Annotated in this window: 6 protein-coding genes; all 6 read right to left on the minus strand. The window is 33.1% G+C overall.

The window, feature by feature from the left end; translation table 11 throughout:
- Nucleotides 1-2: 2 nt before the first annotated feature.
- From DDD_RS18300 to DDD_RS17175, 6 genes are read right to left on the minus strand one after another with little or no spacing between them, the layout of a single operon-like run.
- Nucleotides 3-815, minus strand: a complete 813-nt coding sequence (locus DDD_RS18300) for a condensation domain-containing protein (RefSeq protein WP_015360785.1) — start codon at nt 813-815, stop codon at nt 3-5.
- Nucleotides 772-4,743 carry a non-ribosomal peptide synthetase gene (locus tag DDD_RS18190; protein WP_015360786.1) on the minus strand — a complete coding sequence of 1,324 codons (3,972 nt, stop codon included), beginning with the start codon at nt 4,741-4,743 and terminating at the stop codon, nt 772-774. The genes DDD_RS18300 and DDD_RS18190 overlap by 44 nt, the downstream gene beginning before the upstream one ends.
- Nucleotides 4,744-4,768: 25 nt before the next feature.
- Nucleotides 4,769-9,214 carry a type I polyketide synthase gene (locus DDD_RS00775; RefSeq protein WP_041566819.1) on the minus strand — a complete coding sequence of 1,482 codons (4,446 nt, stop codon included), beginning with the start codon at nt 9,212-9,214 and terminating at the stop codon, nt 4,769-4,771.
- Nucleotides 9,215-9,224: 10 nt separating this feature from the next.
- Nucleotides 9,225-13,694 (minus strand): MupA/Atu3671 family FMN-dependent luciferase-like monooxygenase, encoded by a 4,470-nt coding sequence (locus DDD_RS00780; protein WP_015360788.1) that lies wholly within the window; start codon nt 13,692-13,694, stop codon nt 9,225-9,227.
- 2 nt (nt 13,695-13,696) lie between these two features.
- Nucleotides 13,697-20,059 (minus strand): non-ribosomal peptide synthetase, encoded by a 6,363-nt coding sequence (locus DDD_RS00785; RefSeq protein ID WP_015360789.1) that lies wholly within the window; start codon nt 20,057-20,059, stop codon nt 13,697-13,699.
- Nucleotides 20,060-20,075: 16 nt separating this feature from the next.
- Nucleotides 20,076-26,180 carry a non-ribosomal peptide synthetase gene (locus tag DDD_RS17175; RefSeq protein ID WP_015360790.1) on the minus strand — a complete coding sequence of 2,035 codons (6,105 nt, stop codon included), beginning with the start codon at nt 26,178-26,180 and terminating at the stop codon, nt 20,076-20,078.
- Nucleotides 26,181-26,188 lie beyond the last annotated feature (8 nt).

A 26,188-nucleotide genomic window follows, 5' to 3' on the forward strand; every position in this document is an offset into this window, starting at 1 on the left:
ATTTAAGATTGTAATCGATCTAATAAAGACTGACTAAGATCAACTGACTCAAAATCACTAGAAGTATAAAGACTTCCTGACTCAGCTAAACTTTCCTTACAATGATCTATAATGCTTATCAAATGTCTTTTAAAGTTTTTTCCAAAGTCTTCCGTGGCTATAGTCCCTAATTTACTATCTATTCGAAAACCTAACCTCCCTTTTTGAACCCCTCCGTTGATGTTTAAGATATTATGGTCCGTATTCAGAGAATCCACTTGTGAACCACTATCCTCCGAAGTAATAACATCCCAGTCCCTTAACTCTTCCCCAACTTCAAATTGACCTAAGTAATTAAAACTGATTGGTGCCAAATCACTAAAAGCACATGTACTATTACCTGATACTGCAAACGAACCAAAGCCTATTCCCTTATTAGGAACACGATGTAAAGTATCCTTTATAAACTGAATACTGCCCCTCAAGCTGTCCTTGAGCTCTAATTTAACAGGAAATATACTTGTAAACCAACCCAATGTATGACTATGGTCTATAGCAGGATCTATTGGCTCCCTTCCATGGCCCTCTAATGTTATCCCTTGGATATCTAATCCGTTGACATCTTTTAAAGCATATCCCAAAGCAGTTAACAATAAATCATTAATCTCTGTATAATAAGCTGTGGATATATCCTGCAATAAAATACGAGTAGTAGATTCTTCTAAATCAAAATAAAATGTACTTTGACTGGTGCCCAAAACCAACTGACTATAATCGGGAATACCCTTGAACCTAGATTCCCAATACAAACCCCTCTTCAGGGGTGTCTTTAGCATAGTTCCTTATTCTAGAAACCCATTGACGATAACTGCTGCCTTTTTGACCTAAGGAATCCCCTAAATATAGACGCTTTAAATCATCCGCTAGAATACGCCAACTAACACCATCAACAAGCATATGATGCAAAGCAAAATAAATACGAGCACTACCATCTTCATAACCATGTAAATAACCAACCCGAAATAAAGGACCAGATTCTAAATCAAAATCACTTTGCCATTTAGTAAGTTCTAAATGAATCGCTTCTGCACTTAATAAACTAACATCTAAAGTCTTTAACTCTGGTATTAATACCTCTGATTCATAACGCTGATTTAACTCAAATGAATCGTCTTTAAAATCATAACAGACTCGAAGCATATCATGATGAGAAACCAAAACATCTAATATTGATCCCAACTTAATCACATCTAGTTCTGGTGTACGAACTAAAAAACTTTGATTCCAATGATTTGGAGAGACTAATAAATTAGCATTAGTACGCTCTAAAAACCATTGCTGAATCGGTAATAAAGAAAAATCCCCTTCCAATATCCCTTGCTCTTGCTCAACCATATCGTCTAGATCCTTCGATTCTATCCTTACAATTAGCCTTGATATGCTCCTACTCTCAAAAATATCACGAACATTACAACTCAATCCTATTTGTCGAATACGACTTGATACCTGAATACTTAATATAGAATCTCCTCCTATCCTGAAAAAATCATCCGTAATTCCTACCCGATCTAATCCTAATACTTCCTCCCATATTCTACACAAAACCTTCTCTGTTTCTGTCGTTGGAGCTACATACAAATCATCTGAAACGGTAAATTCTGGAGCTGGTAATCCTTTCTTATCCAACTTTCCATTAATCGTCAATGGAAAACTATCCATCTTAACTAAACTACTAGGAATCATATAATCTGGTAAGGCCAAAGATAGTGACTCTAATATAGATTCCTCTGATAGAGCTACATCTGAGACGTCTAATACATAATACCCTACTAAATACTTAATTGTTCCTGTTTCTGTTTCGCGCCCTTTGGCTATAACACAACTCTGAGTGATTCCTTCAATACTCCTTAAAGCATACTCTATCTCGCCCAACTCAATGCGATACCCTCGTATCTTGACCTGATCGTCATTCCTACCTATATACTCTAAATTACCATCTGATAACCACCTAACTAAATCCCCTGTCCTATATAACCGCGTATACCCCTTCTCCCTATCTTCATCAGTAGCAAATGGATTTTCTATAAAACGCTCTTCTGTTAAATTTGGATTGTTCAAATAACCCCTAGACAAACCTGCACCCCCAATATATAACTCGCCTATAACTCCGATAGGAACTACTTGCTTGAATTTGTCTAATACGTATGCTCTTTTGTTATTGATTAACCTCCCTATGGTATTAATTTTAGAGTTTTTATTCATTTCATAATAAGAACTTCCAACAATAGCTTCAGTTGGACCATACTCATTTATCAAATCTACATCTGAAGATATATTTAGAACTTTAGCATCTGCTAATTCACCAGAGATTATAAGTGTATCTAATACCTCCAAATTATTCATTGTAACTAATAAAGCAGGTGGAATATAAGCTATATGAATATTATAATCTTTATATATCTTACTAGATAATCTATTATTAGTATTCGTAATAATTAAAGTGTTTGAAAAGCATAATGCACCAAACACACATGATATTGAGGTATCAAAAGCATAAGAATGTAATAGATAAAATCTTTTCTTATTTGGTCTTTTTAAAAACTTATATTGAGAGTGAAGATAGTTAACAACTCCATCATTATCAACCATTACTCCTTTAGGTTTCCCTGTGGTTCCTGAGGTATAAATTACATAAGCTAAATCTGTTGGACGACTATACCTCGGTAAATTAGATGGTTGCTCTTTCTGGTAGAAGCCTTCAATCAAATCTATATAAACAACTCTATCCTCTGGTAAGCTAGTAGATCTATCTTTAAATACCCCGCGTTGACTCAATACCAATGCCGCCTCTGTATCCTCTAATATATAATCGATCCTATCTTGGGGATAATCTGGGTCTATTGGTACATAAGCACCGCCTGCCTTTAAGACCCCCAAAATTCCTATGATCATCTCCAAACTCCTATCCAAACATAAAGCTATCAAAGTATCGGGCTTTAAATCATTACCCGTTCTTTCCCTATAACTGCTTCGTATATGCCTGGCTAACTCATTACTACGCTCATTTAGCTCATTATAGGTTAACTCTTTATCCTCATAAACTAAAGCTATATTATCAGGCACATTTTCTACCTGAGATTCAAACATCTCATATATCGTCTTATCCCTTGGGTAATCCACATCGGTAGAATTCCATTCAAACAACAATTTATTTTGCTCACCCAGTGTCAAGTAATTAATGGTTCCAACTTCCTTTTCTGGAAAAGTCAAAACCTCGGATAACAAACTCTTATAATGAGATATAAATCCTTGAATTACATCTCTATCATATACATCTGAATTATAATCAATATTTAATAATAAATAATCACCAATCTCCTTAAAGGTAATATCAATATCGACTTTAGACATAATGAAGCCTTTATCTGATATTTGATTAACTTTTTCTTCTTCTAATTTATGACCAGTATCTTCTTCAAAAATATTTTCAATAGTTAACATAACATCAAAAATTGCATTTCGACTAATGTCTCTGGTTAAATTTAAATCCCTTACCAATTTATCAAATGGGTAACTCTGATATGAATATGCTTCTAATGTTGATTCTTTTATTTTTTTAAAAAAATCAATAAAACTCTCTTTAGGATCTACTTGATTTCTTAATACTAATGTATTTACATAAAATCCTATTTGATTTTCTAAATCAATATTCTCTCTTCCCGAAATAGGGGTTCCAATTATAATATCTTCTTCATTGGTATAGCGGTATAATAAAATTTTACATACAGCAAGTACTCCCATAAACAAGCTAGCATTATTCTCGTTACAAAAGCCTCTTAGCTGCTTAGTTGTTTCAGATGAAATATAAGTCTCTAAACTATTTCCTTTATAAGACATTATGCTAGGCCTTATCTTTGTACTTGGCAGATTAAGTATAGCTAATCCTCCTGATAATTTATCTAACCAGTATGCTTTATCAAATTGTAAAATTCCATTCGTTAATTGATTCGTTTGCCAAACAGCATAATCTTTATACTGTATTCTAAGTTTTGACAAAACGGGTGTATTACCTTTCTGAAGAGTCTGATAAAAGTTCATAACATCTTTAGAAAACACTTTAATTGATGATATATCTCCTATGATGTGATGAAAATTAAAATAAAAGATGAACTTATCTTCTGACAACTGAAGTAAACATGTCCTAATAAGTGGGCCTTTCTCTAAATCGAAAGGTAAATAAGAATCTTCTTTTATATATTTTTCTGCAAGCTCTTTATTATTATCATCCTTTCTATAATCCTTGTATTGCAATTTAAAATTGAAATCTTCTTTTGATAGTATTTTCTGGTTAACTTCACTATCATTATTCTGTATAAATACAGTTCGCAATATTTCATGTCGTTCAATTGTTAAATTTATTGCTTTTTCAAAATCATTTACATTATAATAACCTTCTAACAAAATGTTATTGGGAACATTATAAGCAATTGAACCATCTTCTAATTGGCTTAATACCCATATTCTCTTTTGAGATGAAGATAAAGGATATACACTACTAGTTGAGCTTACATTTTGTATAAACTGATTTCTCGTTTTTTGAAACTCATTTTTTCTTAAATAATTAATTAAGTTTTTCTTATTCTCTTTTATTTCCTTTATAAGATTATCTGACAAATTGGATTGCTCAAATTTTAACTTTAGATTTTCTCCATCTAAAGAAATATGAATTTTCTCTTTTTGTAATTTTTCAAGTAATTCCTTCATGACAAACTCTGCTTAGTCTTACACTTTATATCGATAACTCATTCATTCCTGTACTTTCTTCAGATAACCATTTCTTTTGATCAATTAATTTAGCTATCTTAAACACTGTACTATTTGTAAACAATTCTTGAACTGAGAGGCTTACATCAAATTTTTTTTCTATGCTTTGAAGTGTTCTAATTCCTTTTAATGAATCTCCTCCGAGTTCAAAAAAATCATCATTAATTCCAATACTATCAATTCCAAAAAGACCTTCCCACATTTTAGCCAGTACTTTTTCTGTTTCGGTTATTGCTTCAGCATAACCTATTGAGAGTTTAGGTCGTTCAATTTTAAACTCATCATTATTATTTTCTTCTTTTATAGATTTGTTTATTTCTTCTATGGCACTATCAAAATCCCTTACAGATATAAGAATTTGATTAACATTCATAAATAAAGATTTTTCAAAGACAGAAACTAGTTCTTCTCCGTTTATATATCGATCATCGGTAGAAACTATACCATCAAAATTAATTGTCATCCAATTTTTTAAATCATTTGCCCTTGATAAAATAAAAGTATCCATAAAATGATTAGCAGCAGAATAAGCTCCATATGTCAATCCGCCAAGTATAGTAGAGAGGCTCGATATAGCTCTAACAAACTTCATGTCTTGTTCTTTGAATATTTCATAGAGATTTAAAATACCTTTTCCTTTAGAATCAAATTGATTATTAAAAGACGCTTTATCGGTTTTATAAATAGTTTTATAAGATGTAATATCTGTATTTCCAGCGGCATGAATTATTCCTGTGATATTCCCATGTTCATTCTGCCATTGATCTATTTCCTTTGATAATAAATCAAAATCAGAAACATCACATTTACTATAAGCTACACTTCCATAAGTTTCTAAAGTATGTAACCGTTTTAACGCTTCAGCAGAAACATTTGATAAACTTTTTCTTCCAGTTAATAATATAGTTGCATTATAAGTTTTCATTAAATATTCTGCCAAAATAAAACCGACATAACCCAAACCTCCTGTAATTAAAACATTTAATTCACTTAATAAATTTGTATCTAATTCATCAATATTTTCAATACTAATATTATTATAACTAGTACTCCAACGTTTGTTATTTCTATATGAAACTTTGGTATCACTTTCATTATGTATTATTTCCTTATAAACAGAAGAAATCAAATTGTCATTCACAGATGTTTCATCAAAATCTATGAAGCTTGAAAAAACATTAGTGTTTTCTTGTGCTAAAACATTTAATAAACTATAAGATGCAGCAGTTTCTGTACTAAGATTATATGTATTTACGATATTAAGCTCATTACTAGAGAAATAAACAATTTTTTTCCTGGTCTCTGAATCTACAATATTCAGTGTTTTTACAATTATTAAAATATTTTTGACATTTGCTGAGGAATCAAAAATGTCTTTATCATAATGGTTCTTTTCATTTATAAAAGTATTTGAAGCTATACTCCAATTATATAACAATACATCAATTTCGAATTTCGTAGTCCTTAAATGCTCTTCAAGTAAATCATAGTCTTCTGAAATATTAGTATTTATCTCAATTTGTGAACTATCATTAATCTTAAAATGATTGCCTTGAATGACTTCAATGACATTTTTCCCTTCTTTAATTAATTTCTCTTTTAATAAATGGGAAAAATCATCTGCATTTGAGAACATAATATAATTCTCTTTTTTCACTGTTAATGGTTTTGTTTCCTGTAAAAATGTTTGTTTCCAACCTGGAAGATAAAACCACTCTGAAACTTCTCTTTTATGTTCTGTTATTAAATGTCCTTTACCATTTAATGCATTATAAGGATCTACTTTAAATGGAAATGAATAGCTTTCAAAAGGATAGGTTGGTATTGATAATTTTCTTCTTTTTATGTTTCCGTAGTATATTTCCCAATTTATTTCAATACCATTATTCCAGAGTATTCCAAAAGTACTTAAGAGATGCTCATAATCATTAACATTTTTTTTAATGTGTCTAACAGAGTTAACAATAACATGATTTTGTTTAAGGTTTTTTGCAGATTGTCTACAAAGTGTTGCTAATGTATTTCCTGGTCCAATTTCTATAAAAACGAATTTATTGAGTTTAAGAAGGTTATTTATTCCTTTATGAAATTCTACAGTTTGAAGTAAATGTTTAATCCAATATTTAGGTGAAGTAACTTCATTAACTTCTATAAGGTTGCCTGTTACATTAGAAATAAAAGGAATAGAAGGTTTTGAGAAATTAACTAAGTTCAATTCATTAAGGTATTCATCAACAATTTCGTTCATCATTTCAGAATGAAAAGCATGTGATGTTTTTAAAATAATACTAGTAATGTTTTTTTTATCTAATTTTTTCTTGTGGGATTCAATAATTTCTTTTGTTCCTGAGACTACAAATGAACTAGAAGAGTTAATTGCTGCTACAGAAGTTTGTTTCAATATGTCATGATCAAATGTATCATAAGATTGATGAATACTTAACATACTTCCATGGGGAACTTTACTCATTAGATCCGCTCTTCTTGATATTAAACGAAGTCCCTCTTCAAAAGTAAATACATTACTTATACATGCAGCTGCATATTCCCCTAAACTATGGCCAATCATGTATTCTGGTTTTATTCCATAAGCCATTAATTGTTTCGCTAAGGCATATTCAAATAAGAACAATAATGGTTGTGTATATTTAGTATTATTTATTTTATTCTTATCCTCTTCTGAATTTCCAAATAAGATTTTTCTATAATCTTCTTTGGAATGCTCAAGTAAAAAATCAAACCCTTTATCCATTATATTTCTAAATGTAGGCTCTTCTTCATACAATTGTTTCCCCATCGATAAATACTGACTTCCTTGACCAGAAAACATAAAAACAATTTGTTTATCGTTTTCTAACTTATCTTTAACTAGGTCTTCATTGAATAGCTTATCAATAGCTTCATTACGATCTTTACAAACTATAAACCCTCTGTAATCCAAGTGTTTCCTACCTGTTTGAAGCGTGTAAATAAAATCTGCAAAATTTACAGTATCGCTTTTCTTTAAAAAATCTAATAAATTATTTCTATAACGTTCTAAAGCTTCATCACTTTTAGCTGAAAAATATAATAATGAATGTGATTTCATATTTAAGTTACTACTCTCTAGAACTGGTGCTTCTTCTAAAACCATATGTACATTGGTTCCTCCAACTCCAAATGAATTTATACCTGCCCTAAGAGGTGTGTCTAATTCATTTTGCCATTTCTTGGATTTGTTATTTACATAAAAAGGACCTTCGGAAAAATTTATTAATGGATTAGGTTTTTTAAAGTGTATATTAGCTGGCAATTCTTTTTTATGAAGTGCCATTGTTGTTTTTATTAATCCAGCAATACCAGCGGCTTCATCTAAATGTCCCATATTCGTTTTCACAGAGCCTATTGCACAATTTTTGTTTAAATTATTATTAAATGCTTTATTCAGTGCTTCTACTTCGATAGGATCCCCTATTGCAGTTCCTGTACCATGTGCTTCAATGTATGTAACAGAATCTGCCGTTATGTTTGCTATTCGATGCGCCATTTTTATACATTCTACTTGTCCTTCAACGCTGGGCATTGTATAACCTGCTTTCCTATTACCATCATTATTTATTGCACTTCCTTTAATAACAGCATAGATATTATCTCCATCTTCAATAGCTTCATTTAACCTTTTCATAACAACAACACCAACACCTTCTCCTCCAATAATCCCAGAAGAATCAATATCAAAAGCTCTACAACTACCATCTTTAGACATAATAGTTCCATCATGATGAATATATCCTCTACTTTTTGTAGAAAATAATTTAACTCCTCCTGCTATTGCCATAGAACATTCATTCATCAATAAACTTCTACATGCCATATGCGAAGCTGTTAATGAGGTTGAACAAGCTGTGTCAGAAAAATAGCAAGGACCTCTTAAGTTTAAATTATAAGCGACCAAAGAACTCATATAATTAGGGTTAGACAATTTACTTTGATAAAAAGCATCTACATTTTTATGTGGGTTCATTGCAGAATATACACTCCAGTTTATATCATTATTTGCACCTGCATATACCCCAATCTTTTTATTATAATTATTAATGTTACACCCTGCATCCTCTATGGCCGACCATACATGCTGATGAAACAGTCTTGTTTGGGGATTCATAATCTTAGCTTCATCAGGTGTATATCCAAAAAAAGCAAAGTCAAAATCTCCTGTATCATCAATAAAAGCATCTACTTTTATATAGTTTTCCATTTTTATCATTCTACCACTAACACCTAGTTCAGTTAATTCATTATCGGAATAAAAATGGCTTAGTTCTTTTTCTTCCATTAAGTTATTCCAAAACTCATGAATATTAGTGGACTTAGGGAATTTACCCGAAATTCCAATGATAGCTATATCCCTTTTACTTACATTTCTTTTCATTTTCAAAAAATTATAATTCTTGCATAAAATCAATCATATCATCCAAAGATTCACCTTCATCCAACTCTTCAACATATACTTTGTTTAAATCCGTTTCTTTTTTTAAATATTTTGCCATTTGTCTTATTGTAGGATATTGGAAAAATGATAAGATTTGCAAATCTGTTTTTAATTTAGAATTAATGATTGGCAAGATTTGAAACACTTTTATTGAATTCCCCCCTATCTCAAAGAAGTTATCGTTAATATCTATTTGACTTACTTTCAAAAAATTACCCCATATTTCTGTTAATTGCCCTTCCATTTCATCTCTTGGCGCTGCAAACTCTTTTTTCCTTATTTCTTTATTGCTTAAAGCTTGTAGTTTTTTTAAATCTATTTTACCATTAGGCGTTTTAGGAAATTCATTGATTATAACTAAACTATTAGGTATCATGTAATTTGGCAAACGTAATATTAAAAACTCCTTGATTACATCTTCACCAATATCATAAAGTAATTTTATATATGCGGTTAATATTAATTCTTTGTTGCGTTCGCAACTTAATACAACACATCCGCTCACAGCTTCATGATTGAATATAACATTCTCTATTTCCTTTAGTTCTATTCTATAGCCTTTAATTTTCACCTGATTATCAATTCTACCTTGATGCTCTAACTCTCCATCTGGTAACCAACAAGCTAAATCGCCTGTTTTATAGATTTTTTCGTTGTTTTTAAAAGGACTATCTATAAATTTTAATTTTGTTAAATCATCTCTATTTAGATATCCTAAAGAAACACCATCTCCAGCTATACATAACTCCCCAGAAACACCAACAGGACACAAATTATTATATACATCTAGTATGTAAATTTTTGTATTTACAATAGGTTTACCTATGGTAATTTTATCATTTATTTTAATTTCTTTAACTGAAGACCAAATGGTAGTTTCTGTGGGTCCGTACATGTTATAAATTTTATTACCAGATTCAGAAATTAATGCTTCCGCAAGTGATTTTTTTAATGGCTCACCTCCTACTAGAAGTGTATTTATTTTTTGAATTGCCCTTCTTCCATTTTCTTCTAGTAAAAACTCCTCATAAAATGAAGGGGTAGATTGTATGTGTGTAACATCAAATTGGTTAATTAAATAGGAAGTTTCCTCATATTGAGTTAATTTCTCCATTCTTTGAACAATAAAATCATACTGAAATCTAGACCTTTTAATTATTTCTTTCAGCTTTGTTAAATGTTCTAAATTCTCCAATACAATTTCTTCTTCAACTCCAAAATCAATTAAGCAAGCTATTTCATCAATATCTACCTCAAAAACTTTATTAATTATGTTAAGGCACGACTCTGGAGTCCCAAAAAGGCTACTCGTTTTATAATATCTTAGAAATCCGATATCCAATAACGTATCTAAGTCGTTATTTAGATTTAATCCAAGTTCTTCAGCAATTGGTTTTAAAAGATTTAATGAATTTTTTAAATAATTTTTAAATGGTTCATTAACAATATTTTTTACTTTTTTTACATCATCACTTACGAAAGTATGCATCATTAATGCTACTTTTCCTTTCTCTTGATTAAAACCATTTTCTTCAAGTGTTTTTCTGTATATTTTTATTTTCTCACCTAATTCTTCGATACTTTGCCCTAACAAATGAGTTAAAATGTTAGCTCCTATACTTCCCGCATATTTAAATGTCTCAATATTTCCTGCAGCTGTTATCCATATAGGCAGATTCTCTTGTATAGGTTTAGGATGAATTGTGAACTCAAAATCTTTTCCTATTCCATTTTTTCTTGTTAATGATTCACCTACCCACAAACTTTTAAGTGTGGTAATTTTATTTCTCATTAATTCATGTCTATTCTCGTAATCATCAGGTGCTAAAACAAAATCATTAGGATGCCATCCTGAAGCTATTGATAACTCTACTCTTCCTTCTGATAAATTATCAATCATAGACCATTCTTCTGCAACTCTAACAGGATCATGAAGAGGAAGAACAACACTCCCTGATCGAAGTTTAATATTCTTTGTTATTGTAGAAACAGCTGCGGCAGCTACAGATGGATTTGGAAATTGATCTCCAAAAGTATGAAAATGTCTTTCGGGTACCCAAATGGCTTTAAATGCATTTTTATCTGCAAACTTTGCTCCCTCTAATAATAATTTATACTTATTAGGTCCTGTATTCATCCCTGTTGGAAAGTAGAATAAGCTAAAATCTACCAAAGGCTTTGTTTTTACAGTTATAGGGCGTTCTAGATGTATAATTACCTTTTCTCCCCTAGTTAGTGTCCATAATAATTCTAAAATAGAAATATCAAAACTTATACTAGTCATCGCTAACCAAACTCCTTGTTCATTTTTATTTGCAAAATTCTGATTCATTCCAATCATAAAATTCATCAAATTTTGATGGGAGACTTTTACTCCTTTTGGTTTTCCTGTTGATCCTGAAGTATAAATAACATAAGCTAGTGAGAGACTCTCTATTTTGGGTAGCAGTACATTTTCTAATTGATTGAATCTTGATTCTTCTACTACAACTGTATGTATGTTTTTAGGTATTATTTCTTTAGTTTCCTTATCTACTAAAACAATCTTAGTAGCGCTATCTTCTATGATATAATCAATCCTATTTAAAGGATAAAATGGATCTATTGGCAAATATGAAGCTCCTGATTTTAATACTCCCAAAATAGCCACTACCATTTCAAGAGAACGCCCCATGCAAATACAAACAGTAGTATTTGGTAGTACACCCTGTTCTATAAGATAGTATGCTAATGCCTTAGATTTTTTATTAAGTTCGTCATAAGTCATTTCATTTCCTTCACAGATTAAAGCAACTTTTTCGGAACTTTTAGAAGATTGATTTTGAAATATAGAAATAATATTTTCATTATTATTATAATGAAAGTCTGTTGTATTAAAAATGTTAATTACTGTATCTATTTGTATATCGTCCAAAAATGATATTTTCTTGATTTCGAGTTCTGGATTACAAATACTTTGTAATATAAAATTTTCAAAATTATCAGCTAGACTCTTTATAAAACGTTTTTCAAAAAGATCTGTGTTATAAGCTACAGAAAGACTTAGTCGATTTTTCTCTTCAAAAAAAGAAAAAGTCAAATCATATTTAGTACTTGTATTTTCAAAATTATGCAGAGTACATTTTAATCCATCAAATCCTGATTCTAAATTAAATTTTTCATTTTGCTGTTGATGCGTTACGAGTATATCAAATAAAGGTGAGCGACTTAAATTTCTTTCTAAATTTAACTCATTTATGATATCTGCAAATGAAAAATTTGCATTCGCATATGCTTCATTTAATGTTCTTTTTTGTTTGTTAAAAAGCATGAAAAAAGAATCATCCTGACTAAATCTCATACGTATTGGTAACGTATTAATATATAAACCTATCTGATTTCTAAGTTCAGTAGAATTTCTTCCGGAGATTGGAATTCCTAATATAATATCTGTTTGAGATGTATACCTATACAGCAGCCCATTAATAGCCGCCATCAATGAAACAAAAATAGTTCCTCCATTATCAATGGAAAACTTTCTTATTTTATCTAAACTTTTTTTACTTAAAACATGAGTATGGTTTGCCCCATTATAGGTTTTAATAGAAGGCCTTAATTTATAGGTTGGTAAATTTATGATAGGGATTTCATCTGAATATTTTTCTAGCCAATATTCTTTTTCGTTTTTTATATTTATTTCATCGTTAATCCATTCAGAATAATCTTTAAATTGTATTCTCAACTCCGGTAAATCAATCTGACTATTTGAATTAAGACTGTTATAAATTCTACTTAAATCGAAAAGCATTGTTTCCAAAGAACTACCATCTGATATTATATGGTGCATATTAATACACAAATAATGTTCTTCGTTGGTCATATTTATTACAAATATTTTAAATAAATTACTTTCTTCTAATAGAAACGGTTCATTTATAAACTCAATTATTACTTCATTTATTCTTTCTTTTTGTTTGATATCATGAGTTTTTATTTCATAATCTAATTCATCTAAAACCCTTTGTTTCACAATACTGTTCTTATCTACAGCAAAATGAGTTCTTAAAATTTCATGTCTTTTAACTAGTTCATTAACAGACTTTCTCAAAATCATTAAATCTAAGAAACCCTTCATTTTTAAAATCAAGGGTAAATTATATGCTCGATTTATATTCTCAAATTGACAAAGAATCCAAAACTGCATTTGTAAAGACGTTATAAAATAAAATTCCTTCTTTTTTGTTAGCGGAATGGAATTCTTGTCTTTACTAAAAGAAAAAGATTTCAAATATTCTATTATATCTTGCTTATTTTCCTTAATCAATTCTATTAAAGAATCTTCAATTTCTTCTTTGTAATAAGTAAGCTCAATATTGTCATCCGATAACGTAATTCCAATTCCTTTAATCCTTAAATCCTTTATTAATTGGGCTACTTTCATAATTAAATAATAATTTTCTTCTTATCTGTTTGTTCTGAATTATCAACCCATAAAAAATTTTCAATATGGAGACCTAAACCTTTAATTGTTGAAGACCTGAAAAACTCTTCCCAGCTGATTCTAATACCATATTCAACTTTTATTTCATTTAACAACGTATTAGCATTCAAACTATGACCACCCAACTCAAAGAAATTATCAGTAACCCCAACTTTATCTAATCCTAATAACTCTTCCCAAATCTGTACAAGCTTCCTTTCTATTTCATTACTCGGAGCTACATATGCCCTATCACCAAGTCCTTCAACAGAGAGTTGTGATAAGGCTCTTCTATCAACCTTCCCGTTTGAAGTCAATGGCAATGCTTCCAACTCCATAAAATACTGGGGAATCATATAAGTTGGTAGATGAGAACGAAGTGATTCTTTTAATGTCGCTTGATCAATATTGTTCTCTGTCACAAGATAAGCAACCAAGTGCTTGTCTTGCCCCTTTTCTTGCGCAACAATAACACTCGATACAACTCCGCTTTGCTTATTCAAAACATATTCTATCTCTCCCAGTTCTATTCGATATCCCCTAATCTTTACTTGATGGTCTTTCCTGCCTATAAACTCAATGTTCCCGTCAGGTAACCATCTCGCTAAATCACCCGTTTTGTACAAACGTTCACCTTCTATAAATGGATGGTCAATAAATTTCTCTGCGGTCAATTTTGGTTGGTTCAAATAGCCTCGTGATAAGCCAGCACCTGACACACATAGCTCTCCAATGACCCCTTTGGGCTGTAATGCATAATCTTCTGAAAGAATAAACACTTGAGTATTGTCTATTGGTACTCCAATTGAGATTGACCTACCAAAGGAGGCTTCACGTAACTTAAAATAGGTACTATAAGTAGTATCTTCAGATGGACCGTATAAATTATATACATCCATAGTGGATAGAGGTAATGCTTCTGCGAACTTTGAAGGAATAATTTCACCTGCCATGTTCAAAACTTTCATAAAATTGAAATTTGTTCCTTGATCTAATAAAAATTGTACAACCGATGGTACGGTATTGATTAATACATTATTGTCTTCTTCAAGATATTGCGGAATTTGTGTTCCATTCTCTATTATTCGAACTTTCTTACCGGAACATAGAGGGTAAAACACTTCATATACCGAGAGATCAAAACTGAAAGAAGTTGTAAAATAGACAATATCAACATCAGTCCTGTCGTATATGCTTTTAGACCATTGGATAAAGAATGCAGCACTCTTATGTTCAATCAACACCCCTTTAGGCTTACCTGTAGAACCTGAGGTGTAGATTACATAAGCCAATTGATTGGAATCCAGTGTTACCTTTGGTGCTTTGGTAATTTTCTCTACGGACTGGAAAACCTCTAAATATGATGCATCAATAATGAATACACAAGCGCTATCTTCTTTTATAAAATCCTTTCGCTGCTCTGGATAAGTCGGGTCGATTGGAACATACGCTCCACCTGTCTTCAAAATGGCCAATAAACTCACTACCAACCATTCGCTTCTCTCCAACTCTACACCAATCAGTGCATCTTTCTCAATATCAATGCGAGATAATAAGTCGTTCGCCATTGCATTGGACAAATCTTCTAACTCCTGATAGCTTAATTCTTTGCCTTCATAGATAATAGCCGTAGCTTCTGGTCTCTTTAAGACTTGTCCCCTAAATAAATCTATAATTGTTTTGTCTTCTGGATAATCTACATTGGTATCATTAAATGACTCTAACAATTCTATCTCCTCTGCTCTGGATAAAAGGGTTAAAGACTCTATACTCTCTTCCTGATCTTGTAAAGCCGAAGTTATGAATCGCTCTAAGTGACCGTATAATTGATCGATCAGTGAAACATCATAGATATCACTGTTATATTCTAACTGTAAGTGGATGCCTTCAGTATCTTCTGTAAAAGAAAAGGTCATATCAAACTTACTTACTTCTCTTTCATTCTCATTGTAAGGAGTGATGTTCAACCCTTCTAAAGTGATTGCCGTTTCTTGTTGGTTTTGTAACACTACCATCACATCAAATAGTGCTGATCTTGAAGTGTCTCTTTTTAGTTTGAGCTTCTCAACCAGTGAATCAAATGGATAGTCTTGATTCGTATATGCATCTAGTAAAGTCTCTTTTTGGATTTGTATTAATTCTTTGAAACTATTAACACCCTCAAATTCAGTTCTGATGGCCAGTGTGTTTAGATACAATCCTACCTGGTTTTCTAACGCCTCATGGGAACGACCTGCAATCGGGGTTCCGATGATAATATCACTTTGATTCGTATATCTATATAAAAGTCCATTGACTCCTGCCAGTAGGGTCATATACAAAGTAACTCCTTGTCCTTTGCTGAACTGGTTGAGTTTATCACTCAATTCTTTACCAAAACTATAGTGCTTGGTACTTCCATTGTAGGTCTTTACTAGAGGCCGTTTGCTGTAACTTGGCAGTTCCAATATCGGAATCTCTCCCTTGAACTTATCTAACCAATAATCTTCTTGCTTTTGAATAACATCTTGTTGCTCCTCACTTTGAATCCATATTACATAATCTTGGTATTGGATACTTAGTTTAGGAAGACTTACTTCTTCTCGATTGATTATATGCTTGTAGACCTGCATCAGTTCTTTAGTCAGTACTTCCATTGACCAGCCATCACCGATAATATGGTGAATGGAGAATAATAAGTAGTATTCATCTGCTGATACTTGCAATAAATTTGCACTTAGCAGTGGTGCTTTACTTAGATTAAACTCTTCTTGGTAGAAGGATTCTATTTTACTATCTACTTGCTCTTGCTGAATCTGTTCGTTTTCTAGTGTAAAGTTCAACTCTTCAGCTAGAAGTATCTTTTGATAGACTTCACCGTCCTTCTCCACAAAATACATTCGTAGACTATCGTGTCGCTCTATTAAAAAGCGGAAAGATGATGCCAAAGCATTAGCATCTAAACTTCCTTCCATCTTTAAAACTCCTGGAATGTTATAGGCTTGTCCGCCCCCTTCAAACTGGCTTAAAACCCAAAGTCTACGTTGTGAAGACGTTAATGAATAAAACTCTTGAATAGGAGCTCTCAGGATGGATTGGTAATTGGTATCGGTAATTTCTTTGCTAAGTCCTTTGATTGTTGGTAAAACAAAAACTTGTTTTACCGTTAGATTGCTTTGTAGTTCTTTGTTGATCTTGTTTATCAGTTGAGTTACTTTCAAACTATGACCTCCTAACTCAAAGAAATTATCAGTAACACCAACTTGTGCTACTCCCAAAACTTCTTGCCAGATTGAAGCCATTACTTTTTCTGTTTCTGTTTCTGGTGCGACATATACGCTTTCGCCCAAACCTTCTATCGAAACTTTTGGGAGTGCTTTTCTATCAATCTTACCATTAGAAGTTAGTGGCAATGCTTCCAATTTCATAAAATACTGGGGAATCATATAAGTTGGTAGATGAGAACGAAGTGATTCTTTTAATGTCGCTTGATCAATATTACTCTCTGTCACAAGGTAAGCAACCAAGTGCTTGTCTTGCCCCTTTTCTTGCGCAACAACAACACTCGATACAACTCCGCTTTGCTTATTCAAAACATATTCTATCTCTCCCAGTTCTATTCGATATCCCCTAATCTTTACTTGATGGTCTTTCCTGCCTATAAACTCAATATTCCCGTCAGGTAACCATCTCGCTAAATCACCCGTTTTGTACAAACGTTCACCTTCTATAAATGGATGGTCAATAAATTTCTCTGCGGTCAATTTTGGTTGGTTCAAATAGCCTCGTGATAAGCCAGCACCTGACACACATAGCTCTCCAATGACCCCTTTGGGCTGTAATGCATAATTCTGTGATAATATATATGCTTTTGAATTTTCTATTGGTTTCCCTATAGGAATTATTCTAGAATCCTCTTCTTTAGTAATTCTATATGTAGTTGAGAAAGTAGTGTTTTCAGTCGGACCATATCCATTTATTATAGTCTTAGTATTGATGTCTATAATATTATTTATAAATTTTTGTGATACAACATCTCCGCCTACGGCCAAATTAGCTATACTATTAAATATACTGGAATCTTCATTTATCAAATAATTAAACAAAGATGATATTACCCACATCGAGTTTACCTTATTCTTTAGTATTTCTTTTTTTAAAATTTTTGGAGACAAGATTTTCTCTTTTGAAATAATAACAAGACTACCTCCATTCATTAAACTTCCGTAATATTCTAGAGTACTCGCATCAAAAGAAACTGATCCTGTTGACAATATTCGACTTCTGCTATCAAGTGAAAAATATATTCCAGGTTTAATTAATCGAACCACATTCTTATGTTCAATCAACACCCCTTTAGGCTTACCTGTAGAACCTGAGGTGTAGATTACATAAGCCAATTGATTGGAATCCAGTGTTACCTTTGGTGCTTTGGTAATTTTCTCTACGGACTGGAAAACCTCTAAATATGATGCATCAATAATGAATACACAAGCGCTATCTTCTTTTATAAAATCCTTTCGCTGCTCTGGATAAGTCGGGTCGATTGGAACATACGCTCCACCTGTCTTCAAAATGGCCAATAAACTCACTACCAACCATTCGCTTCTCTCCAACTCTACACCAATCAGTGCATCTTTCTCAATATCAATGCGAGATAATAAGTCGTTCGCCATTGCATTGGACAAATCTTCTAACTCCTGATAGCTTAATTCTTTGCCTTCATAGATAATAGCCGTAGCTTCTGGTCTCTTTAAGACTTGTCCCCTAAATAAATCTATAATTGTTTTGTCTTCTGGATAATCTACATTGGTATCATTAAATGACTCTAACAATTCTATCTCCTCTGCTCTGGATAAAAGGGTTAAAGACTCTATACTCTCTTCCTGATCTTGTAAAGCCGAAGTTATGAATCGCTCTAAGTGACCGTATAATTGATCGATCAGTGAAACATCATAGATATCACTGTTATATTCTAACTGTAAGTGGATGCCTTCAGTATCTTCTGTAAAAGAAAAGGTCATATCAAACTTACTTACTTCTCTTTCATTCTCATTGTAAGGAGTGATGTTCAACCCTTCTAAAGTGATTGCCGTTTCTTGTTGGTTTTGTAACACTACCATCACATCAAATAGTGCTGATCTTGAAGTGTCTCTTTTTAGTTTGAGCTTCTCAACCAGTGAATCAAATGGATAGTCTTGATTCGTATATGCATCTAGTAAAGTCTCTTTTTGGATTTGTATTAATTCTTTGAAACTATTAACACCCTCAAATTCAGTTCTGATGGCCAGTGTGTTTAGATACAATCCTACCTGGTTTTCTAACGCCTCATGGGAACGACCTGCAATCGGGGTTCCGATGATAATATCACTTTGATTCGTATATCTATATAAAAGTCCATTGACTCCTGCCAGTAGGGTCATATACAAAGTAACTCCTTGTCCTTTGCTGAACTGGTTGAGTTTATCACTCAATTCTTTACCAAAACTATAGTGCTTGGTACTTCCATTGTAGGTCTTTACTAGAGGCCGTTTGCTGTAACTTGGCAGTTCCAATATCGGAATCTCTCCCTTGAACTTATCTAACCAATAATCTTCTTGCTTTTGAATAACATCTTGTTGCTCCTCACTTTGAATCCATATTACATAATCTTGGTATTGGATACTTAGTTTAGGAAGACTTACTTCTTCTCGATTGATTATATGCTTGTAGACCTGCATCAGTTCTTTAGTCAGTACTTCCATTGACCAGCCATCACCGATAATATGGTGAATGGAGAATAATAAGTAGTATTCATCTGCTGATACTTGCAATAAATTTGCACTTAGCAGTGGTGCTTTACTTAGATTAAACTCTTCTTGGTAGAAGGATTCTATTTTACTATCTACTTGCTCTTGCTGAATCTGTTCGTTTTCTAGTGTAAAGTTCAACTCTTCAGCTAGAAGTATCTTTTGATAGACTTCACCGTCCTTCTCCACAAAATACATTCGTAGACTATCGTGTCGCTCTATTAAAAAGCGGAAAGATGATGCCAAAGCATTAGCATCTAAACTTCCTTCCATCTTTAAAACTCCTGGAATGTTATAGGCTTGTCCGCCCCCTTCAAACTGGCTTAAAACCCAAAGTCTACGTTGTGAAGACGTTAATGAATAAAACTCTTGAATAGGAGCTCTCAGGATGGATTGGTAATTGGTATGTATAAGTAACCTCAAAAGTTGTTGTTTTTCTGCTTTGATACGATTAATCAATTCAGGTGTTAAAGCTCCTTTTGGAGCAGCAACTTTAAGTTCACCATTTTCTTCTCGAAGTTGGACTCCGAGTTCACTAAGTTGAGTTATTAATTCCAATATTATTTAAAAAGTTTTAGATGGTAATTTCTTCATAATCTCCTTCCATATTCACATTTGAGGAGAGCATTTTGATGACTTCAGATATGCTTTGTATTGTTGGCTTGTTAAAGAACATTTTCACTTGAAGTTCAATATCAAACTCTTGTTTGATTCGATTTTTTATGGCAATTATTTTTAAACTATGTCCACCGAGTTCAAAGAAATTATCTGTAACTCCTACTTTTTCTATTCCCAAAATTTCTTGCCAGATAGCTGCTAATTTAAACTCTGTTTCATTATTCGGAGCCACATACTCTCTTTCTCCCAATCCTTCTATCGAAATTTGTGGTAGTGCTTTTCTATCGATCTTACCATTAGAAGTTAGTGGTAAGAATTCCAATTCCATAAAATACTGTGGAATCATGTATTCTGGAAGATGTGATCTAAGGGAAGCTTTAAGTTCACTTTGGTCTATTCTATCTTCTGCCACAACATAGGCAACCAAATAAGCATCTTCATTGTGATAAGAAATGATCACCACTGCTCGAGAAATGGTCACTACATTTGTCAATGCGTGTTCTATCTCTCCCAATTCAATTCGATAGCCTCTTAGTTTTACCTGAGTATCTTTTCTTCCAATATACTCGATATCTCCATTAGGCAACCAACGAGCTAAATCACCAGATCTGTACAATCGTTCACCTTCTATAAATGGATGAGCAATGAATTTCTCTGAAGTGAGTTCGGCCTGGTTCAAATAACCACGTGATAAGCCAGCTCCTGAAACGCACAATTCTCCAATAATTCCCGTAGGTTGTAACTTTAATGAGTTGTTGAGTATGTAGGTATTTAGTGTAGGGATTGCTTTTCCAATATTGCTTGCTTTATTTGCGATCTCTAGAGTTCCTATTTCTTTGTAGGTTACATGAACTGTGGTCTCCGTAATTCCGTACATATTGATCAGTTTACAATGCGGATATTCAAGATTCCAATCGGATAACATTTGTGGTGATAGTGCTTCACCACCAAAAATGACATAGCGCAAAGAATTTGCTTGATTTTCTCCTAATAAGAACTCATTGAGTGCATAAAAACTTGATGGTGTCTGATTTAATACAGTGACTTCATGTGTGCGAATACAATTGGCAAATGCATCAAGATCTTTGGTTTGCTCCGAACCAATGATTACTAATCTTCCACCGAAGAGTAAGGCTCCGTACATCTCCCAAACAGAGAAGTCAAAGTTATATGCATGAAACATGGTCCAAACATCAGTTTTATTAAAATCGAAAAGTGCTTTCTCGCTGAAAAATAAACGAACCACATTTTTATGCTCAATTATTACTCCCTTCGGTTGTCCAGTTGATCCTGAAGTAAAAATCGCGTAAGCCAATTGATTTGCATCTATTGTTACTTCTGGTGCTTTATTGACCTGTGTTACAGATTGGAATGTCTCCAAGTAATATTCATCAATGGTATAAATACAGGTCGCATCTTGTTTGATAAACTCCTTGCGTTGATCAGGATTAGATGGATCAATAGGAACATAAGCTCCACCTGTCTTCAAAATGGCCAATAAACTCACTACCAACCATTCGCTTCTCTCCAACTCTACACCAATCAGTGCATCTTTCTCAATATCAATGCGAGATAATAAGTCGTTCGCCATTGCATTGGACAAATCTTCTAACTCCTGATAGCTTAATTCTTTGCCTTCATAGATAATAGCCGTAGCTTCTGGTCTCTTTAAGACTTGTCCCCTAAATAAATCTATAATTGTTTTGTCTTCTGGATAATCTACATTGGTATCATTAAATGACTCTAACAATTCTATCTCCTCTGCTCTGGATAAAAGGGTTAAAGACTCTATACTCTCTTCCTGATCTTGTAAAGCCGAAGTTATGAATCGCTCTAAGTGACCGTATAATTGATCGATCAGTGAAACATCATAGATATCACTGTTATATTCTAACTGTAAGTGGATGCCTTCAGTATCTTCTGTAAAAGAAAAGGTCATATCAAACTTACTTACTTCTCTTTCATTCTCATTGTAAGGAGTGATGTTCAACCCTTCTAAAGTGATTGCCGTTTCTTGTTGGTTTTGTAACACTACCATCACATCAAATAGTGCTGATCTTGAAGTGTCTCTTTTTAGTTTGAGCTTCTCAACCAGTGAATCAAATGGATAGTCTTGATTCGTATATGCATCTAGTAAAGTCTCTTTTTGGATTTGTATTAATTCTTTGAAACTATTAACACCCTCAAATTCAGTTCTGATGGCCAGTGTGTTTAGATACAATCCTACCTGGTTTTCTAACGCCTCATGGGAACGACCTGCAATCGGGGTTCCGATGATAATATCACTTTGATTCGTATATCTATATAAAAGTCCATTGACTCCTGCCAGTAGGGTCATATACAAAGTAACTCCTTGTCCTTTGCTGAACTGGTTGAGTTTATCACTCAATTCTTTACCAAAACTATAGTGCTTGGTACTTCCATTGTAGGTCTTTACTAGAGGCCGTTTGCTGTAACTTGGCAGTTCCAATATCGGAATCTCTCCCTTGAACTTATCTAACCAATAATCTTCTTGCTTTTGAATAACATCTTGTTGCTCCTCACTTTGAATCCATATTACATAATCTTGGTATTGGATACTTAGTTTAGGAAGACTTACTTCTTCTCGATTGATTATATGCTTGTAGACCTGCATCAGTTCTTTAGTCAGTACTTCCATTGACCAGCCATCACCGATAATATGGTGAATGGAGAATAATAAGTAGTATTCATCTGCTGATACTTGCAATAAATTTGCACTTAGCAGTGGTGCTTTACTTAGATTAAACTCTTCTTGGTAGAAGGATTCTATTTTACTATCTACTTGCTCTTGCTGAATCTGTTCGTTTTCTAGTGTAAAGTTCAACTCTTCAGCTAGAAGTATCTTTTGATAGACTTCACCGTCCTTCTCCACAAAATACATTCGTAGACTATCGTGTCGCTCTATTAAAAAGCGGAAAGATGATGCCAAAGCATTAGCATCTAAACTTCCTTCCATCTTTAAAACTCCTGGAATGTTATAGGCTTGTCCGCCCCCTTCAAACTGGCTTAAAACCCAAAGTCTACGTTGTGAAGACGTTAATGAATAAAACTCTTGAATAGGAGCTCTCAGGATGGATTGGTAATTGGTATCGGTAATTTCTTTGCTAAGTCCTTTGATTGTTGGTAAAACAAAAACTTGTTTTACCGTTAGATTGCTTTGTAGTTCTTTGTTGATCTTGTTTATCAGTTGAGTTACTTTCAAACTATGACCTCCTAACTCAAAGAAATTATCAGTAACACCAACTTGTGCTACTCCCAAAACTTCTTGCCAGATTGAAGCCATTACTTTTTCTGTTTCTGTTTCTGGTGCGACATATACGCTTTCGCCCAAACCTTCTATCGAAACTTTTGGGAGTGCTTTTCTATCAATCTTACCATTAGAAGTTAGTGGCAATGCTTCCAATTTCATAAAATACTGGGGAATCATATAAGTTGGTAGATGAGAACGAAGTGATTCTTTTAATGTCGCTTGATCAATATTACTCTCTGTCACAAGGTAAGCAACCAAGTGCTTGTCTTGCCCCTTTTCTTGCGCAACAACAACACTCGATACAACTCCGCTTTGCTTATTCAAAACATATTCTATCTCTCCCAGTTCTATTCGATATCCCCTAATCTTTACTTGATGGTCTTTCCTGCCTATAAACTCAATATTCCCGTCAGGTAACCATCTCGCTAAATCACCCGTTTTGTACAAACGTTCACCTTCTATAAATGGATGGTCAATAAATTTCTCTGCGGTCAATTTTGGTTGGTTCAAATAGCCTCGTGATAAGCCAGCACCTGACACACATAGCTCTCCAATGACCCCTTTGGGCTGTAATGCATAATTCTGTGATAATATGCATACCTGTTCATTATTTAGAGGTTTACCTATTGTGACTTTACTACCTTTTAATTCATGATTGAAAGTACTCCATATCGTTGTTTCAGTAGGTCCATAAACATTAATAAATTCGATATGATCATTATTCATTAAAAATATATCCTTAAGATTTTGAGATAAAATTTCTCCGCCAACTAAAACTACTTTCAAACTTTTCGGGAATATTTTATTTACTAATATGAGTTGTTCCAACCTAGAAGGAGTTAGTTGTAAGAAATCAATTTTATCTAACTCTAATTTATCCATAAAACTTACAGGATCCAGAAGTTGGGTTTCTTCAAATAAGACGATTTTTTTACCTAAACTTAAAACCCCTAATAATTCTATAACCGATATATCGAAAGTAAAACTAGTTGTGGCAGCTATACTGAAAACATTCTTCATTTCAAAATTCTTATAAAAATTTGATATAAAGCTAGCTAAACTTTTATTCCTTATCATTACCCCTTTAGGCTTACCTGTAGAACCTGAGGTGTAGATTACATAAGCCAATTGATTGGAATCCAGTGTTACCTTTGGTGCTTTGGTAATTTTCTCTACGGACTGGAAAACCTCTAAATATGATGCATCAATAATGAATACACAAGCGCTATCTTCTTTTATAAAATCCTTTCGCTGCTCTGGATAAGTCGGGTCGATTGGAACATACGCTCCACCTGTCTTCAAAATGGCCAATAAACTCACTACCAACCATTCGCTTCTCTCCAACTCTACACCAATCAGTGCATCTTTCTCAATATCAATGCGAGATAATAAGTCGTTCGCCATTGCATTGGACAAATCTTCTAACTCCTGATAGCTTAATTCTTTGCCTTCATAGATAATAGCCGTAGCTTCTGGTCTCTTTAAGACTTGTCCCCTAAATAAATCTATAATTGTTTTGTCTTCTGGATAATCTACATTGGTATCATTAAATGACTCTAACAATTCTATCTCCTCTGCTCTGGATAAAAGGGTTAAAGACTCTATACTCTCTTCCTGATCTTGTAAAGCCGAAGTTATGAATCGCTCTAAGTGACCGTATAATTGATCGATCAGTGAAACATCATAGATATCACTGTTATATTCTAACTGTAAGTGGATGCCTTCAGTATCTTCTGTAAAAGAAAAGGTCATATCAAACTTACTTACTTCTCTTTCATTCTCATTGTAAGGAGTGATGTTCAACCCTTCTAAAGTGATTGCCGTTTCTTGTTGGTTTTGTAACACTACCATCACATCAAATAGTGCTGATCTTGAAGTGTCTCTTTTTAGTTTGAGCTTCTCAACCAGTGAATCAAATGGATAGTCTTGATTCGTATATGCATCTAGTAAAGTCTCTTTTTGGATTTGTATTAATTCTTTGAAACTATTAACACCCTCAAATTCAGTTCTGATGGCCAGTGTGTTTAGATACAATCCTACCTGGTTTTCTAACGCCTCATGGGAACGACCTGCAATCGGGGTTCCGATGATAATATCACTTTGATTCGTATATCTATATAAAAGTCCATTGACTCCTGCCAGTAGGGTCATATACAAAGTAACTCCTTGTCCTTTGCTGAACTGGTTGAGTTTATCACTCAATTCTTTACCAAAACTATAGTGCTTGGTACTTCCATTGTAGGTCTTTACTAGAGGCCGTTTGCTGTAACTTGGCAGTTCCAATATCGGAATCTCTCCCTTGAACTTATCTAACCAATAATCTTCTTGCTTTTGAATAACATCTTGTTGCTCCTCACTTTGAATCCATATTACATAATCTTGGTATTGGATACTTAGTTTAGGAAGACTTACTTCTTCTCGATTGATTATATGCTTGTAGACCTGCATCAGTTCTTTAGTCAGTACTTCCATTGACCAGCCATCACCGATAATATGGTGAATGGAGAATAATAAGTAGTATTCATCTGCTGATACTTGCAATAAATTTGCACTTAGCAGTGGTGCTTTACTTAGATTAAACTCTTCTTGGTAGAAGGATTCTATTTTACTATCTACTTGCTCTTGCTGAATCTGTTCGTTTTCTAGTGTAAAGTTCAACTCTTCAGCTAGAAGTATCTTTTGATAGACTTCACCGTCCTTCTCCACAAAATACATTCGTAGACTATCGTGTCGCTCTATTAAAAAGCGGAAAGATGATGCCAAAGCATTAGCATCTAAACTTCCTTCCATCTTTAAAA

The organism is Nonlabens dokdonensis DSW-6 (genome assembly GCF_000332115.1).
In the GTDB taxonomy this organism is placed as follows: Bacteria; Bacteroidota; Bacteroidia; order Flavobacteriales; family Flavobacteriaceae; genus Nonlabens; species Nonlabens dokdonensis.

What these genes read in the sequence shown, in the direction of transcription:
- DDD_RS18300 (WP_015360785.1), bottom strand. Translation starts at nt 815, where the DNA reads ATGCTAAAGACACCCCTGAAGAGGGGTTTGTATTGGGAATCTAGGTTC.
- DDD_RS18190 (WP_015360786.1), bottom strand. Translation starts at nt 4,743, where the DNA reads ATGAAGGAATTACTTGAAAAATTACAAAAAGAGAAAATTCATATTTCT.
- DDD_RS00775 (WP_041566819.1), bottom strand. Translation starts at nt 9,214, where the DNA reads ATGAAAAGAAATGTAAGTAAAAGGGATATAGCTATCATTGGAATTTCG.
- DDD_RS00780 (WP_015360788.1), bottom strand. Translation starts at nt 13,694, where the DNA reads ATGAAAGTAGCCCAATTAATAAAGGATTTAAGGATTAAAGGAATTGGA.
- DDD_RS17175 (WP_015360790.1), bottom strand. Translation starts at nt 26,180, where the DNA reads ATGGAAGGAAGTTTAGATGCTAATGCTTTGGCATCATCTTTCCGCTTT.